General features: G+C 63.6%; 16 protein-coding genes. 8 read left to right on the top strand and 8 right to left on the bottom strand.

Going from position 1 to position 18425, the window contains the following annotated elements; all coding sequences use genetic code 11:
- Positions 1 to 167: 167 nt before the first annotated feature.
- Together O7A70_RS08575 and O7A70_RS08570 are read left to right on the top strand one after the other, a co-directional pair.
- On the top strand, positions 168 to 860 hold the full coding sequence (locus tag O7A70_RS08575; protein WP_337139987.1) for a DUF2270 domain-containing protein: 693 nt from the start codon (positions 168 to 170) through the stop codon (positions 858 to 860).
- Between the two features lie 219 nt (positions 861 to 1079).
- Complete coding sequence (locus O7A70_RS08570; RefSeq protein ID WP_442921172.1) at positions 1080 to 3287, top strand: cation:proton antiporter domain-containing protein; 2208 nt, start codon at positions 1080 to 1082, stop codon at positions 3285 to 3287.
- A 13-nt stretch (positions 3288 to 3300) separates the two neighbouring features.
- On the opposite strand, the gene O7A70_RS08565 is transcribed toward O7A70_RS08570, so the two are convergent.
- A complete protein-coding gene (locus O7A70_RS08565; protein ID WP_337139985.1) occupies positions 3301 to 3444 on the bottom strand; it encodes a hypothetical protein in 144 nt (47 codons plus the stop codon).
- A 212-nt stretch (positions 3445 to 3656) separates the two neighbouring features.
- Between O7A70_RS08565 and O7A70_RS08560 the strand changes: the two genes are divergently transcribed.
- The 3 genes from O7A70_RS08560 (at position 3657) to O7A70_RS08550 (ending at position 5415) form a co-directional block, all read left to right on the top strand.
- Positions 3657 to 4103 (top strand): DOPA 4,5-dioxygenase family protein, encoded by a 447-nt coding sequence (locus O7A70_RS08560; protein ID WP_337139984.1) that lies wholly within the window; start codon positions 3657 to 3659, stop codon positions 4101 to 4103.
- Between the two features lie 64 nt (positions 4104 to 4167).
- The gene (locus O7A70_RS08555; protein ID WP_337139983.1) at positions 4168 to 5121 is read left to right on the top strand and encodes an ornithine cyclodeaminase family protein; all 954 of its coding nucleotides are present in this window, start codon (positions 4168 to 4170) and stop codon (positions 5119 to 5121) included.
- Between the two features lie 75 nt (positions 5122 to 5196).
- Positions 5197 to 5415 carry a hypothetical protein gene (locus O7A70_RS08550; protein WP_337139982.1) on the top strand — a complete coding sequence of 73 codons (219 nt, stop codon included), beginning with the start codon at positions 5197 to 5199 and terminating at the stop codon, positions 5413 to 5415.
- A gap of 67 nt (positions 5416 to 5482) precedes the next feature.
- On the opposite strand, the gene O7A70_RS08545 is transcribed toward O7A70_RS08550, so the two are convergent.
- Complete coding sequence (locus tag O7A70_RS08545) at positions 5483 to 6985, bottom strand: hypothetical protein (RefSeq protein ID WP_337139981.1); 1503 nt, start codon at positions 6983 to 6985, stop codon at positions 5483 to 5485.
- The gene (locus O7A70_RS08540; protein ID WP_337139980.1) at positions 6951 to 9509 is read right to left on the bottom strand and encodes an SIR2 family protein; all 2559 of its coding nucleotides are present in this window, start codon (positions 9507 to 9509) and stop codon (positions 6951 to 6953) included. Before O7A70_RS08540 ends, O7A70_RS08545 begins: the two co-directional genes overlap by 35 nt.
- A gap of 212 nt (positions 9510 to 9721) precedes the next feature.
- On the opposite strand from O7A70_RS08540, the gene O7A70_RS08535 reads away from it, so the two are divergent.
- Positions 9722 to 11059: an FRG domain-containing protein gene (locus tag O7A70_RS08535; RefSeq protein ID WP_337139979.1), complete on the top strand. Its 1338-nt coding sequence runs from the start codon at positions 9722 to 9724 to the stop codon at positions 11057 to 11059.
- 74 nt (positions 11060 to 11133) lie between these two features.
- Here O7A70_RS08535 and O7A70_RS08530 read toward each other — a convergent pair whose 3' ends face one another.
- Genes O7A70_RS08530 through O7A70_RS08515 form a run of 4 tightly spaced genes read right to left on the bottom strand, consistent with a single transcriptional unit; the run spans position 11134 to position 15008 of the window.
- Entirely contained in the window at positions 11134 to 11379 is a 246-nt protein-coding gene (locus tag O7A70_RS08530) for a MoaD/ThiS family protein (protein ID WP_337108784.1), read from the bottom strand.
- A 17-nt stretch (positions 11380 to 11396) separates the two neighbouring features.
- Entirely contained in the window at positions 11397 to 13661 is a 2265-nt protein-coding gene (locus O7A70_RS08525) for a xanthine dehydrogenase family protein molybdopterin-binding subunit (RefSeq protein ID WP_337139978.1), read from the bottom strand.
- A 10-nt stretch (positions 13662 to 13671) separates the two neighbouring features.
- Positions 13672 to 14148 carry a (2Fe-2S)-binding protein gene (locus O7A70_RS08520; protein ID WP_337132657.1) on the bottom strand — a complete coding sequence of 159 codons (477 nt, stop codon included), beginning with the start codon at positions 14146 to 14148 and terminating at the stop codon, positions 13672 to 13674.
- Complete coding sequence (locus O7A70_RS08515; protein ID WP_337139977.1) at positions 14148 to 15008, bottom strand: FAD binding domain-containing protein; 861 nt, start codon at positions 15006 to 15008, stop codon at positions 14148 to 14150. Before O7A70_RS08515 ends, O7A70_RS08520 begins: the two co-directional genes overlap by 1 nt.
- A gap of 213 nt (positions 15009 to 15221) precedes the next feature.
- Here O7A70_RS08515 and O7A70_RS08510 point away from each other — a divergent pair, with 213 nt between their 5' ends.
- Entirely contained in the window at positions 15222 to 15677 is a 456-nt protein-coding gene (locus O7A70_RS08510) for a hypothetical protein (RefSeq protein WP_337139976.1), read from the top strand.
- 97 nt (positions 15678 to 15774) lie between these two features.
- Entirely contained in the window at positions 15775 to 16923 is a 1149-nt protein-coding gene (locus tag O7A70_RS08505) for an amidohydrolase (RefSeq protein ID WP_337139975.1), read from the top strand.
- A gap of 2 nt (positions 16924 to 16925) precedes the next feature.
- Here the strand turns inward: O7A70_RS08505 and pdxR are convergent, their stop codons facing one another.
- On the bottom strand, positions 16926 to 18416 hold the full coding sequence (gene pdxR / locus O7A70_RS08500) for a MocR-like pyridoxine biosynthesis transcription factor PdxR (RefSeq protein WP_337139974.1): 1491 nt from the start codon (positions 18414 to 18416) through the stop codon (positions 16926 to 16928).
- Positions 18417 to 18425 lie beyond the last annotated feature (9 nt).

The raw sequence follows: 18425 nt of genomic DNA, 5'->3' as shown, positions 1-18425 counted from the left end.
CTGTCCCGCCGGCGCCTGAACGAGTTCCGCGCGCCCGCGACGTCCGAAGGCGACATACTGCGCGGGGAAACCCGGGAGAAAGCGACCACCCGTCCCATTTGGCGCGGGGCCACGGCGCCATGGAACGACATCGCTCCCGGAACGTTGCATCAGGTTGGGAGGAAGTCATGAACGATGCGCCGGCAACGCCCGTCGGCAGGCCCCTTTTGCCAGGCGAACTGGTCACCGTGATGTCCCATTTCCATCGCGCCGAGATCGCCCGCATGGCCGGCTGGCGCGACCGCCTGGACCGCACCAGCAATTGGGCGATCACGGTTGTCGCGGCGATGCTGTCGGTGTCGCTGTCGACGGCCAGCGCCCATCACGGCGTGCTGCTGTTCGCCATGCTGCTGGTGCTGCTCTTGTTGTGGATCGAGGCGCGCCGCTACCGCTTCTTCGATGTCTACCGCGCCCGCGTGCGCCAGTTCGAGCGCCATTATTTCGCGCAGATCTTCTCGCCGCAGCCCGACTTTGCTTCCGACTGGCTGCTGATCCTCGGCGAGAGCCTGCGCACGCCGAAATTCCTGGTCTCGCAGCGTGTGGCGCTGGCGCGCCGGCTGCGCCGCAACTACCTGCACATGATGCTGATCCTGCTGCTTGCCTGGGTCCTCAAACTGTCGACGCCGAGCCTGATCAATCAGGGCGCGCCGGTCGGCTTTGCCGGCACATTGCGCGAGGCCGTCGGCGCGGCGGCGCTCGGTCCCGTTCCAGGCGCGGCCATCGTCGCGGTGGTTGCCTTCCTCTATGCCGGCCTGGTGGCCGCCGCCTTCCTGACGCCGGGCGATGACGGCGAGCTCTCCTTCGGCGACGTCCACGTCTAAGCCCGATATCTGACGCCAATATCTCGCGACGGAGGCTGCAACGCAAACCTCAGCCGCGCGTTGTTATGGTCAGTCCGCGGCGGCGTCTTGAAGGGACCCATGATCCACCCAACGGCAACAAGGTCGCACGGCGCCGCGGTCGCCTTTTCGCTGGCCATTCTCCTTCTGGCACCGGCAAGCCACGCGCTGGCCGCCCAGCCGGCCGGTCACGCCTCGGGCATGGGCGGCTCGGCCGAAGGGCTGTTCGTCGCCGAGATCGTCCTCCTGCTTCTGGTCGGGCGCGGGCTGGGCGAAATCTTCCAGCGCTATCGCCAGCCGGCGATCATGGGCCAGCTGATCGGCGGCATCCTGCTCGGGCCGTCGCTGTTCGGCTGGCTCTGGCCCGACGCGCAGCATCTGATCTTTTCCACCGACCCGGCACAGAAAAGCATGATCGATGCCGTCTCGCAGCTCGGCATTCTGCTCCTCCTGCTGCTGACCGGCATGGAGACGGATCTGCGCCTCGTACGGCGGGTGGGCGCGGCCTGCTTTTCGATCTCGATCACCGGCGTCGTCGTGCCCTTTGCCTGTGGCTTCGCGCTGGCGCAGGTGCTACCGGGCTCGCTGTTGCCCGAGCCGACGCAGCGCATCGTCGCCGGGCTGTTCCTCGGCACGGCGCTGTCGATCTCCTCGGTCAAGATCGTCGCCATGGTGGTGCGCGAAATGAACTTCATGCGCCGCAACCTCGGCCAGATCATCATCTCCTCGGCGATCATCGAGGACACGATCGGCTGGCTGATCATCGCCGTCACCTTCGGCATCGCCACCAATGGCAGCCTGCAAGTGGTGCCGCTCATCACCACCGTGGCCGAAGTGGCGCTGTTCATGGTGTTTTCCTTCACCATCGGCCGCCGCGCGGTGTTCGCGCTGATCCGCTGGAGCAACGATTCCTTCCGTAGCGAATACGCCGTCATATCGGTCATCCTCATCATCATGGGCGTGATGGCGCTGATCACCAACCTGATCGGCGTCCACACCGTGCTCGGCGCCTTCGTCGCCGGCATACTGGTCGGAGAATCGCCGATCCTGTCCAACCACATCGAGGGCCAGTTGCGCGGCGTCATCACGGCCCTGTTCATGCCGGTGTTTTTCGGCATGGCCGGCCTGTCGGCGGACCTCACCGTGCTTGCCGACCCGACGCTGGCGCTGCTGACGCTGGCGCTGGTGCTGATCGCCAGCATCGGCAAATTCTCGGGCGCCTTCCTCGGCGGCCGCCTGTCCGGCATGTCGCTGAAGGAGGCCACCGCCATCGGCAGCGCCATGAACGCGCGCGGCTCGACCGAGGTCATCGTCGCCTCGATCGGCCTGTCGATGAACATCCTCTCCCACAATCTGTTCACGATGATCGTCACCATGGCCGTTATCACCACGCTGGCCATGCCGCCAATGCTGCGCTGGGCGCTCGGCCGGCTGCCGGTCGGCGATGCAGAAAAGCAGCGCGTCGACCGCGAACTGCTCGACGAGCGCGGCTTCGTCTCGAAGCTGGAGCGGTTGCTGCTGCTCGTCGACGACAGCCCGGTCGGCAAGTTCACCGCCTATCTCGCCGGTCTGGTCGGCGGCGGCAGCGGCATGCCGACCACGCTGCTCCACCTGGAGGGCGGGCAACTGCCCGGCCCTGCCTGCGACAAAGGTCCCGAGCGGGCCTCGCAGCAGGTCAAGAAAGGGGCGGCCAGAAGCGCCAGGGCTGTCCGCAAGGCCGAGGATACGCCCGTCGACAAGGTCCACCTCACGGCCCGCACCGAGCTTCAGGCCACCACCGAAACGATCGCCGCCGAAGCGCGCAAGGGCTACGGCCTGCTGCTGGTCGGGCTGGACAACGCGCTGACCGACAAGGGCACCTTCAGCGGTACCCTGAAGGATATCACCAGCGGCTTCGACCGGCCGCTCTGCCTGGTGCTGAATGGCGCCAAATCCAGCGGCAAGATGCCGTTGCTGCGCGCCGGCGCGACCATTCTGGTTCCCGTCAACGGCACCGAAGTCGCGCGCCGCGCGGCCGATTTCGCGCTCGCCTTGGCGCGGCCGCACCGGGCCCGCGTGAAAGCCCTCTATGTCTCGCAGGCCCGCAAGGGCAGCCCGCCAAGCTCGGTTTCGCACCGCCGCGAGGAGGCCGTGCTCAAGGATGTCGCCGATCTCGCCGACCGCTATGGCGTTGCCGTCGAGACCGCGATCAGGACGCGTGCCACGCCCGACAGGGCGATCGCCAGGGAGGCGGGCAAGGGTGCCGCCATGGTGGTTATGGGCGTCACGCAGCGGCCGGGCGACGAGCTGTTCTTCGGCGACACGGCGACCGCGGTGCTGGCTGCCGTCGCCTGCCCGGTCGTGCTTCTGGCCAGCGACCGCGTCAGGCGAGCCGAGGCCGAGGAGGCGGCAACCGAGACCGGCGCTTGATGCCCTTTCGGTGCTAAAAGCCGAAGAATTGCCGCCCGATCGCATAGCCCAGCGCCGCCACGACGAGCGGGAACAGCGCCGGCGCGACCTTGCCGAGGAAGGAGACGCTTGTGTCCCTGGGCGGCACATAGCGTCCATTGCCGAGATTCTTGGTCATTGCGTACCCCACGCCATCGGATAATTAGCAGATGCTTATTGACGCATGGCCGAATTAACGGGTTGCAAAGAAATTCGATCGAATAGCCGACCATTGCGCGGCGCCCACAGCCTGTTTGTCGCCGACCTCGGCGCACGCCGCCCCGGCTACAGACAAGATAGCCGCGCTTCGGCTAAAGTTCCGCCGGACGCGACACCAGGGGGAGAACCGAGATGAGCAAAGTCAGTTCAACGCCGGCCGGGCAGCCGAGCCCCCCCAATCCAAGACAACTGGCCGAGATCGCCAGCTACCACGCCCATATCTACTATGACGGGCAGGCCGAGCGGCAGCATGCCGAATGGCTGCGCCAGCGCATCGCCGAACGTTTCCGCGTGCGCCTGGGCAATTGGCACGACGGACCGGTCGGCCCGCATGGGCAGGCCATGTACCAGGTCTCCTTCGCCCCCGGGATTTTCGCCACGCTGGTGCCCTGGCTGATGCTGAACCACCAGGGCCTCAGCATCCTCATCCACCCCAACACCACCAACCCCAAGCGCGACCACCTGGTCGACCCGATCTGGATCGGCCGCCCGCTGGCGGTGCATGGCGAGGCTCTCGGCGAGGAGCATGAGGCGGAAGAGGCGCTGGAGGTAAACACGGAGCCGACGCTGGAGGCGTGAGGTGCCCGCGATGAGCGGGGGTTTGGCCCTCTCGCGGGTTTGATGATCCCATGGGAATGACTGGATGAAACCCTTGGCCGCTGAAACCTTGCCCTTTCTGTCATCGGCGCTGCTCGACCGCCTGTCGATCTCGACAGTCGACATGGTCGACGAGATCGAACGCCAGATCGTCGGCCAGCGGCGCGGCGAAGTCTGGTGCGCCCCGAAAGCGGTCGTGCTGCCGGGCGACGACCGCTACATCATGGCGACGCTCGGCGTTGCCTCCACGCCGCCGGTGCTGGCCACGAAATCGCTGGTCGTCAATCCGCGCAACGCCGGGCGCGGACTGCCCACGCTGAATTCCCTGATCACGCTGCTCGACGCCGAAACAGGCCTGCCGCTTGCCCTGGTCGACGGCAATTGGGTGACCGAGAAACGCACGGCCGCCTTGAGCGCCGTCGCCGCCAGGCGCATGGCACGCGGCGACGCGTCGTCCCTGGCCTTCATCGGCTGCGGCGTGCAGGCGCGCGGCCATCTCGAAGCCTTCGCCCACCTCTTCCCCTTGCGCGAAATCCGCGCCTTCGGCCGCGGCACCGCCAATCGCGACGCGCTGTGCCAGATGGCACGCTCGCGAGGGCTGCAAGCAGTCCCATGCGACACGGCAAGGGCCGCGATCGAAGGCGCCGACATGGTGGTGACGACGGTGACCCTGGTGCCCAGGCCCGCGCCATTCCTCGATGCGAACTGGCTGAAGCCGGGAAGCTTCACCGTAATGACCGACCAGGCCCTGCCCTGGCTGCCGCGGACGATGCGCCGCTTCGACCGCATCGTCGTCGACGACCTGGAGCAGGAAGCGAAAATGCCCAACCCCATGGTTGATCCAGCACTGGTCGCCGGCGACCTGACAGGTTTGGTCTGCGGCGATTTTGCGGGGAGAAAGAGGCCGGGTGAGATCACGGCGTTTGTTTTTCGAGGGCTGGCGGTGGGGGATCTTGCGGTGGCGGGACTGGCGTATGTGCGGGCGCAGGCGGCTGCGTAGGGGCCGCGGGGCGGGTTTTCGGTTCGGCGTCGACGCAGAGCCGAGCGGCGCAGAATGGCCGCGGAACGTTTTCGCGTGTCCCTGGGTAATTGGCACGACAGACCAGCCGCACGGCAGGCCCAGGTCTCCTTCGCCACCACGCTGGCTCCCTGGCTGATGCTGAAGCACCGGGATATCCACATCCACCCTACCAACCCCAAACGCGACCACCTGGCCGACCCGATCTGGATAGGGCGGGCGTTGGAGGTGCATGGGGAGGTTCTGTGCGAGGACGGGAGGAAGCGCTGGAGGTGAATACGGAGCCGACGTTGGGGGGCGTGAGGGGTTCTTACAAGAGTGGAACGCGGCGATAAGATATAAGCTAGACGTAGAATCGATATGAAGGCTTCGGCGTCGCATTGTCCGACAGTTCGCACATCAGCTCGCCGACCTTACGCGCAAAGAGGAGCGTGATTGGCAGACGCGCAATTCCATCGCTGGAGTTCCAATTCATCTTAGTGAGCGTGAGAATTTCCTTGGCACGCTCCCGCACGTCGCCAGGCCCGGCACAGCCAATCTCCAGGGGTGCCGGAATATGCATCCCGGGATATTCATTCCACCACGGCACGTAACCGCCCGTGAAAAGGTACGATTGATCCATGAGCGTACACAGCGTTCCCCGCCATGGCTCCTCCAAACCTTTCCGGACCATTCGAAACGCCGTCGAACGCATCCAAACGCAATCGACGGTCGCAACCCGATCCTTCGCAGCTTTCCTGAAGCCATCCAATTCTTCGAGCTGATACCCAGTCGTCTTATGAATCACTACACGGTCGGGCATCACCCCGGCCCTGTCGCTATATTGCGCGAGCACGTCTTCCAACAGAGCCTTCGCCTGACCTTCATTAAGATAAGGCTGTCGGTCACGGCGCTGTTCGTAATCGATATTTGCCCCTTTCATGGCAAAAGGCTCTACGTCTGTCGAATAGGCCTGCGCTACGCTGGCGTAAACGAGGTGGCCGCTTCGTTTCTTCATGTGATGAAAAGATATGCCGACGAAACAGACGTTCTTGGGCAGATCTGTTGGCCGCCACGGAATGCCACGCGCCTTGTAATAGATAGAGGTGGCGATATTCCAGAAGCGGGTCGCGTGGCTTTGGCCCTTATCGTCTGGCCGATCAATCGCATCGCGCCGCAGGATTTGAATAGGCACGGCTTCGTCGTGGGTCATCGTCCGCGCCTTGATGGCGCGGTAGAACGTCCGAAATAGTAGATCATCCGCCATCGTGTATAGCGCCTCGGCGGCCTTCAGTTCGTCAGGCGACGGCTGGAAGAGTGCGAGCTGGTCGCTTTCTTCTTCCGCCCGAAGCACTTCGAGTGCTTTACGCTCCTCTGGCGTCAGGCCGGGATTGGCAACCCGCAAATCTCCAAGTTCTGGCTTAATGCATACGACGATGCAGTCTGGGGCGTCATCGCCAAACAGGCTACTAATCCGGCCATCGAACAATTCAACCAGCTCATTGAAGGCCCTCCCGGTGAGCGCATCTCGAAAAAGCGTGTTGTAGACTGCCGGTTCCACCGGCCGCAGGAACGCGTCTTCTACCACGAATCGGCTGTTAAGTGCCTTCTCAAGGCCAGGCCAGTCGCGAAAGCGGTTTGAATTTCCTTCAACGGCAGCCGAGAACCTTTCCATCCGCGTTATCCAAGCGCGAGCGGCTTGGATGTCCTCAGGCAGGCCCACGAGCCCGAGCCTTATCGTCCGCAAACCCCTGTTATCCACAGGGCCATTTGCAGCGAGACCCCGGCGTGGGTCGATATCACGTGCGGCATTAGAGAATTCCAAGGTCGGTTCAGGCAGAACGACGATCTTGAGCGGCAGAGCCATCGACTAGTCCTCCTTCCTGAACATCGACCGTCACAAACCCTCCATCAAGCAGAAGATCATCGACGTACCGGCCGCCGATATTAATCGTCTGTGCTCCCAGCGACAGGAATCGACCCCAGAATGTGAGATCGCTCTCAACATTGGCGTTTCGGTCGAACTTGATGCGGCGGGTAGCTTTGCTTGCGCGCATATAGCCCGGGAGCGGCGATATTCCGTCACGCTTGGCGAACATATAGAATGGCTTGATGCGGATGCCCCAGACATTAGCTTGCCGCACCACCTCGTAGCCGAAGCCTTCGCATTCGAACCACAGATTGTGATCTTCGCCGCGACGCTTCACGACATCGCGCCGGATGTTTTTTCTGCTTGGGCTGTCATAGACGAGCGTCCGGTTGTTTCCCCGGAACGCCGTGAAGTATGCGCGCCGCGCCAGATGGCCTTTCTTGTCCTTCTCGATGATCAGCCCTTGACTCTCAAACTGCTTCAGGTGGTGCTCAAAGTGGCGCCGTGCCAGCCAAGAGAATTTGCTCAAGAGGACGCGGTCCTGTTCCACTTCGGCCAATGGGATGGAGCGGGCCGGTGCGGCTGCGGCAGGCGCAAAAATCGTGTTAGCGACGACCTCGGAGAGGAAGCACCAAAGATCACCTGTACGCCACTCAAACACGAAAGTACCTGCCTCATCGAAAGGGACTTTCTTTTCAAGCTCATCCCAGCGACGAGCGGCGAGCGGAATATGCGTTAGGTACTGCGGAGTCGCCACGAACGGGAGTAAATTTAGGACGTAGGTTCCAACCGGGCGGTGGTCACGTGCCACAGATGCAGAGCCTGCCGAAGCTTCGACCCGGAATAATTCTGCGACGAAGCTATCCTCCCCAGGCGGATAGGCGAAACTTGCAGCTCCGCCGAGTTCAGATGCAAGCTCGCAGGTGTCAGTAAGGCCCGTGCCGGCACGCTCCATGGCGCTCATCCCGAAAAAGATGTCGCACAGGGCGCGGTTACGTAGATCGCTGAATTCAGGTACGGGCACGAAGGCTCCATCTGGCCCCATCCGCAGGCGGTCTGTTGCATCCTTCAATGCCGCACCAGGATTGGAGAAGCGTACCGAATGACCCGGGAGAACATCAATCTGCGACGGCTTTGCCGCCGCGTAGTCGCGATGAACAATCATGTTCACAAGAAGTTCGACCAAGGCGCGCTCGGGATAGGCCGGCCGAGTCTCATGCTGACGGCGGCCCTTCACTTTCAGGACGGGGTTGATCTTTTCCTCGTCAAACCAGTCCAGAATGGCCTGATACTGCCCTATGAGGTTACCGGCAAAAAGCCTGCGTTTCTTCCTCGCGATCGTGGCTGACACCACGCCATACGAGAAGAATCGGCCAGGTTCCCGACCAAACAGCAACACACATGCGACGCTCGGCCGCTCGACGCCACTATCGCCGGCGAGAAGGCCCAGTTCTCGCATCAAAGGTTTCAACTTGGTGGAATCGATGATCCCACGTTCCAGCCTTGAACAGTATTGGCGCAACGTACTCAGTGCGAGATCCGCATCGATGTCTGCCCATGTCGCGCCGGCAACCGGCTCGTCATCGAATTGCCGAACGGCTTCGGGCGTGTTGGCCGGCGCAAACCGTTGCACACCGGCGAGGTCGCGGTTCAGGTCGCAGAACAGCTCGTCAAACCCATCGATATCGAGGTACTGGAAATTAGTGCCGAGCCGCTGAGCAAGGGCTTCGACGCTAGGGTGGGGCACATCGCCCATGCGCCGACACCAGAAAACGCCCTGCCTGAATTTGAGACCTGTTTCCGCACCAAGGAGCGACCTCATCACGGATTGTTCCGCACCTCGATAACCAACGACCACCAGGGGCGTGGCCTCAAGAAGTGGCAAGAGTTTCTGCACCAGAACCGGGTTAAGTTCCTGCGTCTCACTAATCAGGTTCCGGTCCGTATATTGCTCAGCCTTGCCGTGCAGCCAGACAATCTGGGCGCGCGCGAATGGCGAGAACTCATTGAAATCGCCCGGCGCCCGATTAACCTCGGAGACATGCCTAATATGCGGTTGCTTGTCATGCAGCGCCTTTGGGAGGCAGATGTCGAAATTTGTGGTTAGAATCGTGCCGGTCAGTCCTCGCAAGACCAGTTCCGCCACGGCGCGGTAGCCCTCGCTCAAGTCTTGTTTCAACGCGACAAGATCAAGCAACACGGATCTACGATAGGCTTCTGGCTTTAGCTGATGCTCGATCACAAGCGGGAAATTCTCCGCAAGATGATCTTCGCCACGGACAAACCATGCCTGGCCCTGTAACCAGGACACCCATTCTGACATCTTAATTTGCTCAGGAAGCGTCTTCCCGCCAAGGACCCGATCGGCGTAAGCCTGCTTTGCAAGGCGCTTGACGCTTTCTGCCGCTAGCGGCACACCTGAAGTGAACGATGCTCCAGCTCCGAACAGAAATGTCGGTCGTGCATCGTTGTCCGGTCTCAGCAATGAACAGAGCAATGCGACACTGGCAGAGTGAGTCATCCTCTAAGTCTGCGCCGATTCGCATGAACAAAACAAGTACAAGCGGGCCCTTTTGTCGCAGAGGAATGAGTTTTCAACACTTAACTGTCCGCCAGCCGGGACCAGCCTGATCGTTTTCGTCGACCGGCCTGCATCACCGCCACAACGGAGCTCAATCATTTTACCGCATGGACATTTCGAGGTAGCATCAGCCAGGAGCAGGGGGGTACGTCGTGTTCAGTATTGTGATGGCAGGCAATGATTCCGCCTGGAATGTTGAGCTAGGAACTGCACATAACGACACGTTCACCCTCTCGCGGTTTCTGGAATACACAGACCCTTCGATCGCGGCCAGCTTTCAGCCCATTTCGGCAGATAGTTTAGCATACCTCGAACAGCTGCCCACAGTGTTCATGAGTGAACTCGACCGCGACGATGACAACAATGAAATTTTCCGCATCAGGCTCGGAAACGTTTCAGGTCTGTCCGTCGTCGGAAGCGAGATTCACTATACATTCCAGTTAACTCATGATTTCGGCGAGGTGCCAATTGCGAGCCGGGAAGCTTTCCGCAAGGCTTTCCGAATGGATAAGTTCGAACTACATCGGACCCATTGGGCTATCAAAGCCGCAGATTTAGCTGCTGCTTTGCAAGAAATCGTTCCCCTGCCGCCTGTTGTTGCCAATATTGCTGCGCCGATCCCACCACAGCCGGCACAACCGGATATCCCAGTTGTCGAAACGCTTCAGGCTTACATGACTCAGGTTCTAGGGCTCACCGAACAATCAGGAGAGGAAATATTTTACCGCGGGCATTCGAACTTCAATTATCGGCTCGCACCTTCTCTTTTCCGCCTGAATGATGAGGGCGGATACCGCTTTCTTCCCAAAGAAGAGATAATGGTCCGCGAACTTCTAAGCGATCAAGACGCCCAGTTTGCTAACGATCGCTCGATGCTCGACAGGTTGGTGCGCATGCAGCACTTCGGACTTCCGACACGCCTGCTTGATGTGAGCTCGAACCCACTTGTTGCTCTGTATTTTTGCTGTTCTGAAACGAAAAAAGATGAGGCCGGAAACGAGCTTGATGGCGAGGTCATTGTCTTGCGGGCACGGAGCGCGGATGTGCTGGGTTTCGATTCCGACCGAGTTAGTTGTATTTCGAACCTCTGCTTGATGAAGGACGAGGAGAAGAATGCGATGGACCTCACAATGTCTCAGGCGGAATTCAACCTCGATCCCATAGTTCAGAAACTGCTCCACTTTATCAAGCGTGAGAAGCCCTATTTTGAGGGCCGTATAAAGCCTGCCGATTTGCAGAAGATCGTCTTTGTAAGGGCTCGCAAAACCCATGAGCGGATGATCTCTCAGTCTGGCGCGTTTTTGCTCTTCGGAAAAGATGCCATTCTGCCTGAGACCGGGCATAGCAGCCTTGAAGTGTCACGAATACGGGTCCGGCAGAAAGTGGCAATCCTAGCCCAATTGGACAAGCTCAATATCAAGGCCAGCACAATCTACCCGGGCATCGAGAAGGCGGCGAGTGATGTCGCCAGAAAGTACGAGGTAGCCTAAGCGGCAGTTAGAGCCAGACGTCGCAGAACGACAGTTTTTGTTCGATACCGCACTGCCAAATCTTGAGTACCCCCTCACCCCCCAGCCAACCTCGGCAGCAAAAAAATCTCCGCCCCCGGCGGCAGCTCCTTCGACCAAGTATCCCGGTAAATCGTCCCATCGATCGCGACCGCGATCCCCCGATCGATCCATGGCTCCAGGCCGGGATACTGTTCAGCGAGTTTCCTGAACAGCTCCCTTATGTCCTTGGCCTCGACTTCGACCTTGCTGTTGCCTCCGGCGGTCGTGGCCAGCGCGCCCCAGAGCGTGACTTCGACCATCAGAACCTCATCTGGCCCTAGCCTTCCCGTTCCGCCTCGATCGCCGCCAGGATGCGGGGTGGCGACATCGGGATGTGGGTCATGCGCACGCCCGCCGCGTTCGAGACCGCGTTGGCGATCGCCGCCAGCGGCGGCACGATCGAGGTTTCGCCGACGCCGCGCACGCCATAGGGGTGGTTGGGGTTGGGGATTTCCAGGATCTGCGTGTCGATCATCGGCAGGTCGGAGCAGACCGGGATGCGGTAGTCGAGGAAGCCGGCGTTCTGCAGCCGCCCGTCCTTGCCGTAGATATACTCCTCGTTGAGCGCCCAGCCGATGCCTTGCGCCGCGCCGCCCTGGTACTGGCCCTCGACATAGGTCGGGTGCACCGCCTTGCCGGCATCCTGCACCACCGTGTAGCGGATCACCCTGGTCGAACCCGTCTCGGGGTCGACCTCGACGTCGCATATATGAGTGGCGAAGGAGACGCCGGCGCCATCGGCGACGAGCTCGCTATGGCCGGCGATCGGCCCGCCGGTCTTGCCGGACTGCGCCGCGATCTCCTTCAGCGACAGCTTGCCGAGATTGCCGTGCTTCTCGCCCCTGGCGACCGCGTGGCCCTGTTCCCAGACCACGTCGTCGACCGGGATATCCCACATCTGCGCGGCGCGCTCGCGCAGGATCTTGATCGCGTTGCGGGCGGCCGAGATGGTCGCCATCGAGGACGAGAAGGTGCCCCGGCTGCCGTCGGTCATGTCATTGTAGCCGAGGCTCGACGTGTCGGCGACGATGGCCTTGACCTGTTCATAGGCGATGCCGAGCTCCTCCGCCGCCACCAGCGACAGCGAAGCGCGGGACCCGCCGACGTCGACCGTGCCGACGGCAAGCGAAACCGAGCCGTCCATGCCGATGTTCAGGTCGGTGCAGGTCTGGCCGCCGAAATTGAACCAGAAGCCGCAGGCCATGCCGCGCCCCTGGTTTGCTTTAAGCGGCGCCTTCATGTGCGCATGGTTCTTCACCGCTTCCAGCGTCGGGCCGATGCCGATCGGGCCGTAGACCGGGCCGTAGGACGACCGGGTGCCTTCCTGGGCGGCGTTCCTGATGCGGAACTCGACCGGATCCATGCCGAGCTCCTTGGCGAGCTCGTCGACGGTGCTTTCCACCGCGAAGGCCGCCATGGGGGCCGACGGCGCGCGATAGGCGGCGGTCTTCGGCCGGTTGACCAGCACTTCGAAGCCCACTGTCTTGACGTTGTCGAGCCTGTAGCAGGCGAACGCCGTCATGGCGCCGATCTCGGCCCAGGTGCCGGCATAGGGACCGCTTGTGTAGCGCAGCGTCGCTTCGGCCGCCGTGATGGTGCCGTCCTTGCGGGCGCCGATCTTGACGTCGATCGAGGTGGCGCTGGTCGGGCCAGAGGCGCGGAACACCTCGTCGCGGGTCATCACCAGCTTCACCGGGCGGCCGGCCTTGCGCGACAGAGCGAGCGCCACCGGCTCGGCCCAGACATGGGTCTTGCCGCCGAAACCGCCGCCGATCTCCGAGGAGGTGACGCGCAGCTTCGAGGCTTCCATGCCAAGCAGCTGCGCGCAGTGCTGGCGGTAGACGAAATGGCCCTGCGTGCAGACCCACAGGTCCGCCGTGCCGTCGGAGCTGACATTGGCGACGCAGGCATGCGGCTCGATATAGCCCTGGTGCGTCTGCTCGGTCTTGAACGAGCGCTCGACAATGAAATCGGCGTGGCCGAAGCCCTGATGGACGTCGCCATGGCCGAACTGCGAGCGCTTGGTGACGTTGGACGGCTTTGCCGGCTTTTCCTCAAGCCCCTCGGTGAAGACCGTGTCGTTGATCAGCGGCGCGTGGTGCTGCATCGCCTCGTCGACATCGGTGACATGCGGCAGCACCTCGTAGTCGACCACGATCAGCTTCAGCGCTTGCCTGGCCGTGTGGGCATCGATCGCGGCGACGGCAGCCACCGCATGGCCGTCATAGAGCGCCTTGGTGCGCGCCATGCAATTGTCGAGGATGTCGTACATGGCGGCATCGCCATCGGTCAGATCAGGCAGGTCGGCGGCGGTGATCACCGCCTTGACGCCGGCAAGCGCTTCCGCCTTCGAGGTGTCGATCTTCCTGATCTTGGCATGCGCGTGCGGGCTGCGCAGCACGCGGCCGACCAGCTGGCCGGCCATGTTGAAGTCGGCGCCGTAGCGGGCGCGTCCGGTCACCTTGTCGACGCCGTCGGGACGGATCGGGCGGGTGCCTACGGAAGCGAAATTGCGGTTGGAGTACCGTGGATCGAAATTCATGGTCACGCTCCTACGCTTGTTTCATGACGATTGCGGCGTCCTGGACGGCGCGCACGATCTTGTCATAGCCGGTGCAGCGGCAGAGATTCCCCGCCAGCCCGAAGCGGATTTCCTCCTCGGTCGGGTCGGGGTTTTTCGCGAGCAGGTCCTTGGCCGCGATCAGGAAGCCGGGCGTACAGATGCCGCATTGCAGGGCGGCGTGCTCCAAAAACTTCTGCTGCAGCGGGTGCAGCGTGTCGCCATGCGCCATGCCCTCGACGGTCTCGATGCGGCGGCCTTCCGCTTCCGCGCCGAGCACCAGGCACGAACACACCAGCCGGTCGTCGACGATGACGCTGCAGGCGCCGCAATCGCCGGTGCCGCAGCCTTCCTTGGCGCCGGTCAGCCCGAGCCGATCGCGCAGCACGTCGAGCAGGGTCTCGTCGGGTTGGCAGAGATATTCGACGCTGTCGCCGTTGATTGTGGTTGAAACAGCTACACCAGCCATCATTTGCCTCCTGCGCGTGCATAGGCGGTCTGTGCGGCTCTCCTGGCCAGCACGCCCGCAACCTTGCGTCTGAATTCGATTGTGCCTCGCTTGTCGTCGATCGGGCGGCAGGCCCCGGCGCAGACCTTGGCCAGCCGCTCCAGCGCTGCCTCGTCGAGCTTGCGGCCGATCAGGGCCTCGGCCCCTTCTTCCACCAGCAACACGGTCGGCGCCGCGGCGCCGATCGCCACACGGGCGGCCGTCACGACGCCGGCTGCGTCCAGCGTCAGGTTCACGCCGGCGCTGACCACGGCGATGTCCATCTCGGTGCGCGGAATGAACCTGAGATACGCATCGGCCGAGCGCGGCGCGCGCTTGTCGAGCAGGATCGCCTCGATGATCTCGCCCTTGGCGAGCGAGGTCCGGCCCGGCGCGGTCGGCACGGTCTCCACGGCGATGGTGCGCTTGCCCGACGGGCCGACGACCACGGCGCGAGCGCCAGCCGCCACCAGCGCCGGCACGCTGTCGGCCGCCGGCGAGGCGTTGCAGAGATTGCCAACAATCGTGCAGCGTCCCTGCACCTGCTTGGAACCGATCAGCTTCGCCGCCTCGACCACGCCAGGCCAGGCCTTCTTCAAGCCGGCGTTCTCGCCCAGCACGGCGCAGGGCACGGCGGCACCGATGCTGAAGCCGTCGGCGGTTTCCCTGATGTCGCGCAAGCCGGCGATCGACTTGATGTCGATGATCAGTTCGGGTTCGACAAAGCCGCCCTTCATCCTCACCAGCAGGTCACTGCCTCCGGCAAGGATCGCGGCGGGGCCGGCCGATTGGGCCAGTTGGCCCACGGCATCTTCGATTGAAAGCGGACGTATGTAGCGCATCGTCTCCCCTTGGTATCGCGATTTCAGCGACCGTTATAAACAATCGTCTCATAATGACCATCCGTTTCCCGGGCCGAGGCGATTGGGCCAGGTGCGGCAAAATGCGGTCCACCTGACCTGAAGCCCGCCCAGGGAAGCGTAAGTGCAGGGCCACATTAAGGCTTGACCGGAGGATGCCGCGCGTCAATCCTCTACCCCAGGGGAGGAGTTTCCATGCGACGTCTCTTGGCTGTGCCTTGCGCCATGCTGCTGGCCGCGCCGGCTGGCGCCGCGACGCTCGACTACGGTTCCAGGGTCGGAATGGAGCTTGCCATCGTCAAAAAGTCGGGCATCGGCTCCTCGCACGCCAGCATCCTGGCCAGACACGACAGGCGGAACGCCCGCGTCTACTGCCGCGAATACGGCCACGATTTCACCGAGGAGTGCGTCGACGCGGAAATGAAGGCGCCGCTGCACTTCGAAATCACCGCCAACTGCAAGGCCGGCGAGTTCACCACCTTCTATGGCGCCAAGATGCTGTTCCAGGGCCGCAACAAGGGCACCGATGTGCCGACCGATTACCGGATCACCGCCGTCGACGAGAACGTGGTGCTCGATGGCTCGGGCGCTTCGGGCTACGACTATACGCTCGAGCAGTTCAAGGCGCTCTGCCCCAACCGCGTAAAGTAAGTCCGTCGGGAGGCCTGGCCCGCCAAAGCCCGGAACTTGGACCGTGGCAGGCATGGCCGTTTATCGCTAGCACAGGACCGCAGTGGAGGCGAAAAACATGACCCTGACCAATCGCGACATTGTCGAACTGACCGAGTGGCGGCGCAAGCTGCACCGGCAGCCGGAAATCTCGAACGAGGAGGAGAAGACGGCGAAAGAGGTCGTCGCCTTCCTCGCCGACACCGGGCCCGACAAGGTGCTGACCGGCCTCGGCGGCCACGGCGTCGCGGCCATCTACGACAGCGGCAAAAACGGACCGACCGTCCTGTTTCGGTCCGAACTCGATGCGCTGCCGATCGAGGAACTGTCTGGCGTGCCGCATTCGTCGCGGGTGCCGGGCAAGTCGCATATGTGCGGCCATGACGGACACACCGCGATCCTGGCCTCGCTTGGCCGCCAGTTCGGCCGCGAGCGGCCTGCCAGCGGCCGCGTCGTGCTGATGTTCCAGCCGGCGGAGGAAACCGGCAATGGCGCGGCCGGCGTCGTCGCCGATCCGCGCTTCGGCGAGATCGCGCCCGATTTCGCCTTCTCGCTGCACAATCTGCCCGGCGTGCCGTTCGGCGAGGTCAGGCTCAAGCCCGGCGTGGTCAACTGCGCCTCGCGCGGCATGCGCATCGTGCTGGAGGGCAAGACCGCGCATTCCTCCATGCCCGAGACCGGAACTTCGCCCATGCTCGCGATCTCGGAGCTGATGCCGGCTTTGCCCGCGCTCGGCCGCGCGACCTTCGCCGATGACGACTTCTCCATGGTCACCGTCACCCATGCCGAGATGGGCGAGGCCGTGTTCGGCATCGCGCCCGCTTACGCCGAGGTCTGGGCGACGCTGCGCACCCGCCGCGACGAGCGCATGGCGGACCTCTGTGCCGCCGCCGAGGCGCTGGTCAAGGAGATCGCCGGCCGCCACGGACTCTCCGTCAGCTGGGATTATCACGAGATCTTCGTCGCCAGCGTCAACGCGCCGGACGCGGTCGAGCATCTGCGGCGCGCCCTCGATGAAGAGAGCGTCGCGCATGGCGAGGAAGCCCTGCCGATGCGCGCCTCGGAGGATTTCGGCCTGTTCGGCCACAGCGCCTCCTCGGCGATGTTCTTCCTCGGCGCCGGCGAACGCCACCCGGCGCTGCACAATCCCGATTATGACTTTCCCGACGACCTGATCCCGATCGGCTCGAGGATCTTCATGCGCGCGGCGCGCAACCTTCTCGGCTGATTTCAGCGCAACCCGGCCAGCACCGTCGCCAGCACCGCCACGCCCTGCCGCAAGGCCTCGGCGTGGAGCCCGGCATAGCCGAGGATGAACCCCGCCAGGGCCGGCTGCGGCCCGGCCGGGTCGTAGAGCGGCGACACCGGATGGAGGCCGATCCCGGCGGCCCGCGCGGCCGTGACGATCGCCGCAACGCGCCCGGCGGCGACTCCATTCACCCAGATGACGAGATGCAGCCCGGTGTCGGCGCCCTCGATGGTGACCAACGGGCCGAGATTGTCCGCCAGCGCCTGCAGCAGCAGCGCCCTTCGTTCGGCGTTCTTCCTGCGAATGGCGCGCACGTGGCGCTCATAGGCGCCGCTGGCCAGCATGTCGGCCAGCGCGTCCTGCTCCAGCAGCGGAGAGTGCCGGTCCGTCAGCCGCTTGGCGGCACTGAAAGCCTGGCGCAGGCCGGCGGGCATGACGAGATAGCCGAGCCGCAGCGTCGGCGACAGCGTCTTGGACAGCGTGCCGGCATAGATGACCATGTCCGCGTCCAGCGTCTGCAGCGGCGGAATGGGTGCGATGTCGTAGCGGTATTCGCCGTCGTAATCATCTTCGATGATGTAGGCGCCTTCCCGCGCGGCCCAGGCCAGGAGCGCGCGCCGGCGCGTCGCCGACAGGATGCCGCCGAGCGGAAACTGGTGCGAGGGCGTCACATAGGCGAGCCGAGCCGGCGGCAGCGCGTCCGTCCTCAGCCCGTCGCGATCGACGGCGATGGGCGTGGCGACACCGCCCGCCGCCGCGAAGGCCTGGCGGGCAAGCAGGTAGCCGGGGTTTTCGATGACGAAGCGGTCGCCGGCGTCGAGCAGCAGCCGGGCGCAGAGGTCGAGGCCCTGCTGCGAGCCGTTCACGATCACGATCCGGTCGGACGTGCAGCTGATGCCGCGGGCCCGCCAGAGATAGCCTTGCAGCGCGGCGCGCAGATCGGCCGACCCCTGGGGATCGCCATAGGCCAGCCGCGCGCCGCGCCGCACGCTGGCCCTGTTCATCGCGCGCCGCCAGGCCAGCACCGGAAAGTCGGCTCCCGACAGGTCGCCATAGCGGAAGTCCGCGACCCGCGCCGGTTGCGCGAGGTTTGGCGCCGGCAGCGCAAGCAGGCGTTGCGCGAAGGCCGAGAGGTGCCGGGGCGCGGCCGCCACGGCGGGCTTCGGCGCCGCCGCGGCCCCCAACCCTTGCGCCACTTCCGCGCGTGCCCCGGCCCGCGAGGTCAGGTAACCCTCGGCGATGAGCTGGCTGTAGGCCGCCGTCACGGTCGTGCGCGACGCGCCCCATTCAGCGGCGAAGACCCGGGTCGACGGCAGACGGTCGCCCGGCTGATAGGCGCCGCTGTGGATCTGTTCCTTGATCGCCGCGATGATGCGGCGCGCGGCTCCGTCCCCGATCAACTGGACCACCTCAACTGGACCACCTAAACTCTTCCAAACTGGATATTTCCAACAGGCCAGATTGTCTGCCATCTGTCCCTG

Origin of the sequence: Mesorhizobium sp. Cs1299R1N1 (assembly GCF_037179655.1) — a bacterium.
In the GTDB taxonomy this organism is placed as follows: domain Bacteria; phylum Pseudomonadota; class Alphaproteobacteria; order Rhizobiales; family Rhizobiaceae; genus Mesorhizobium; species Mesorhizobium salmacidum.
This window is presented reverse-complemented; position numbering and strand designations above follow the sequence as displayed.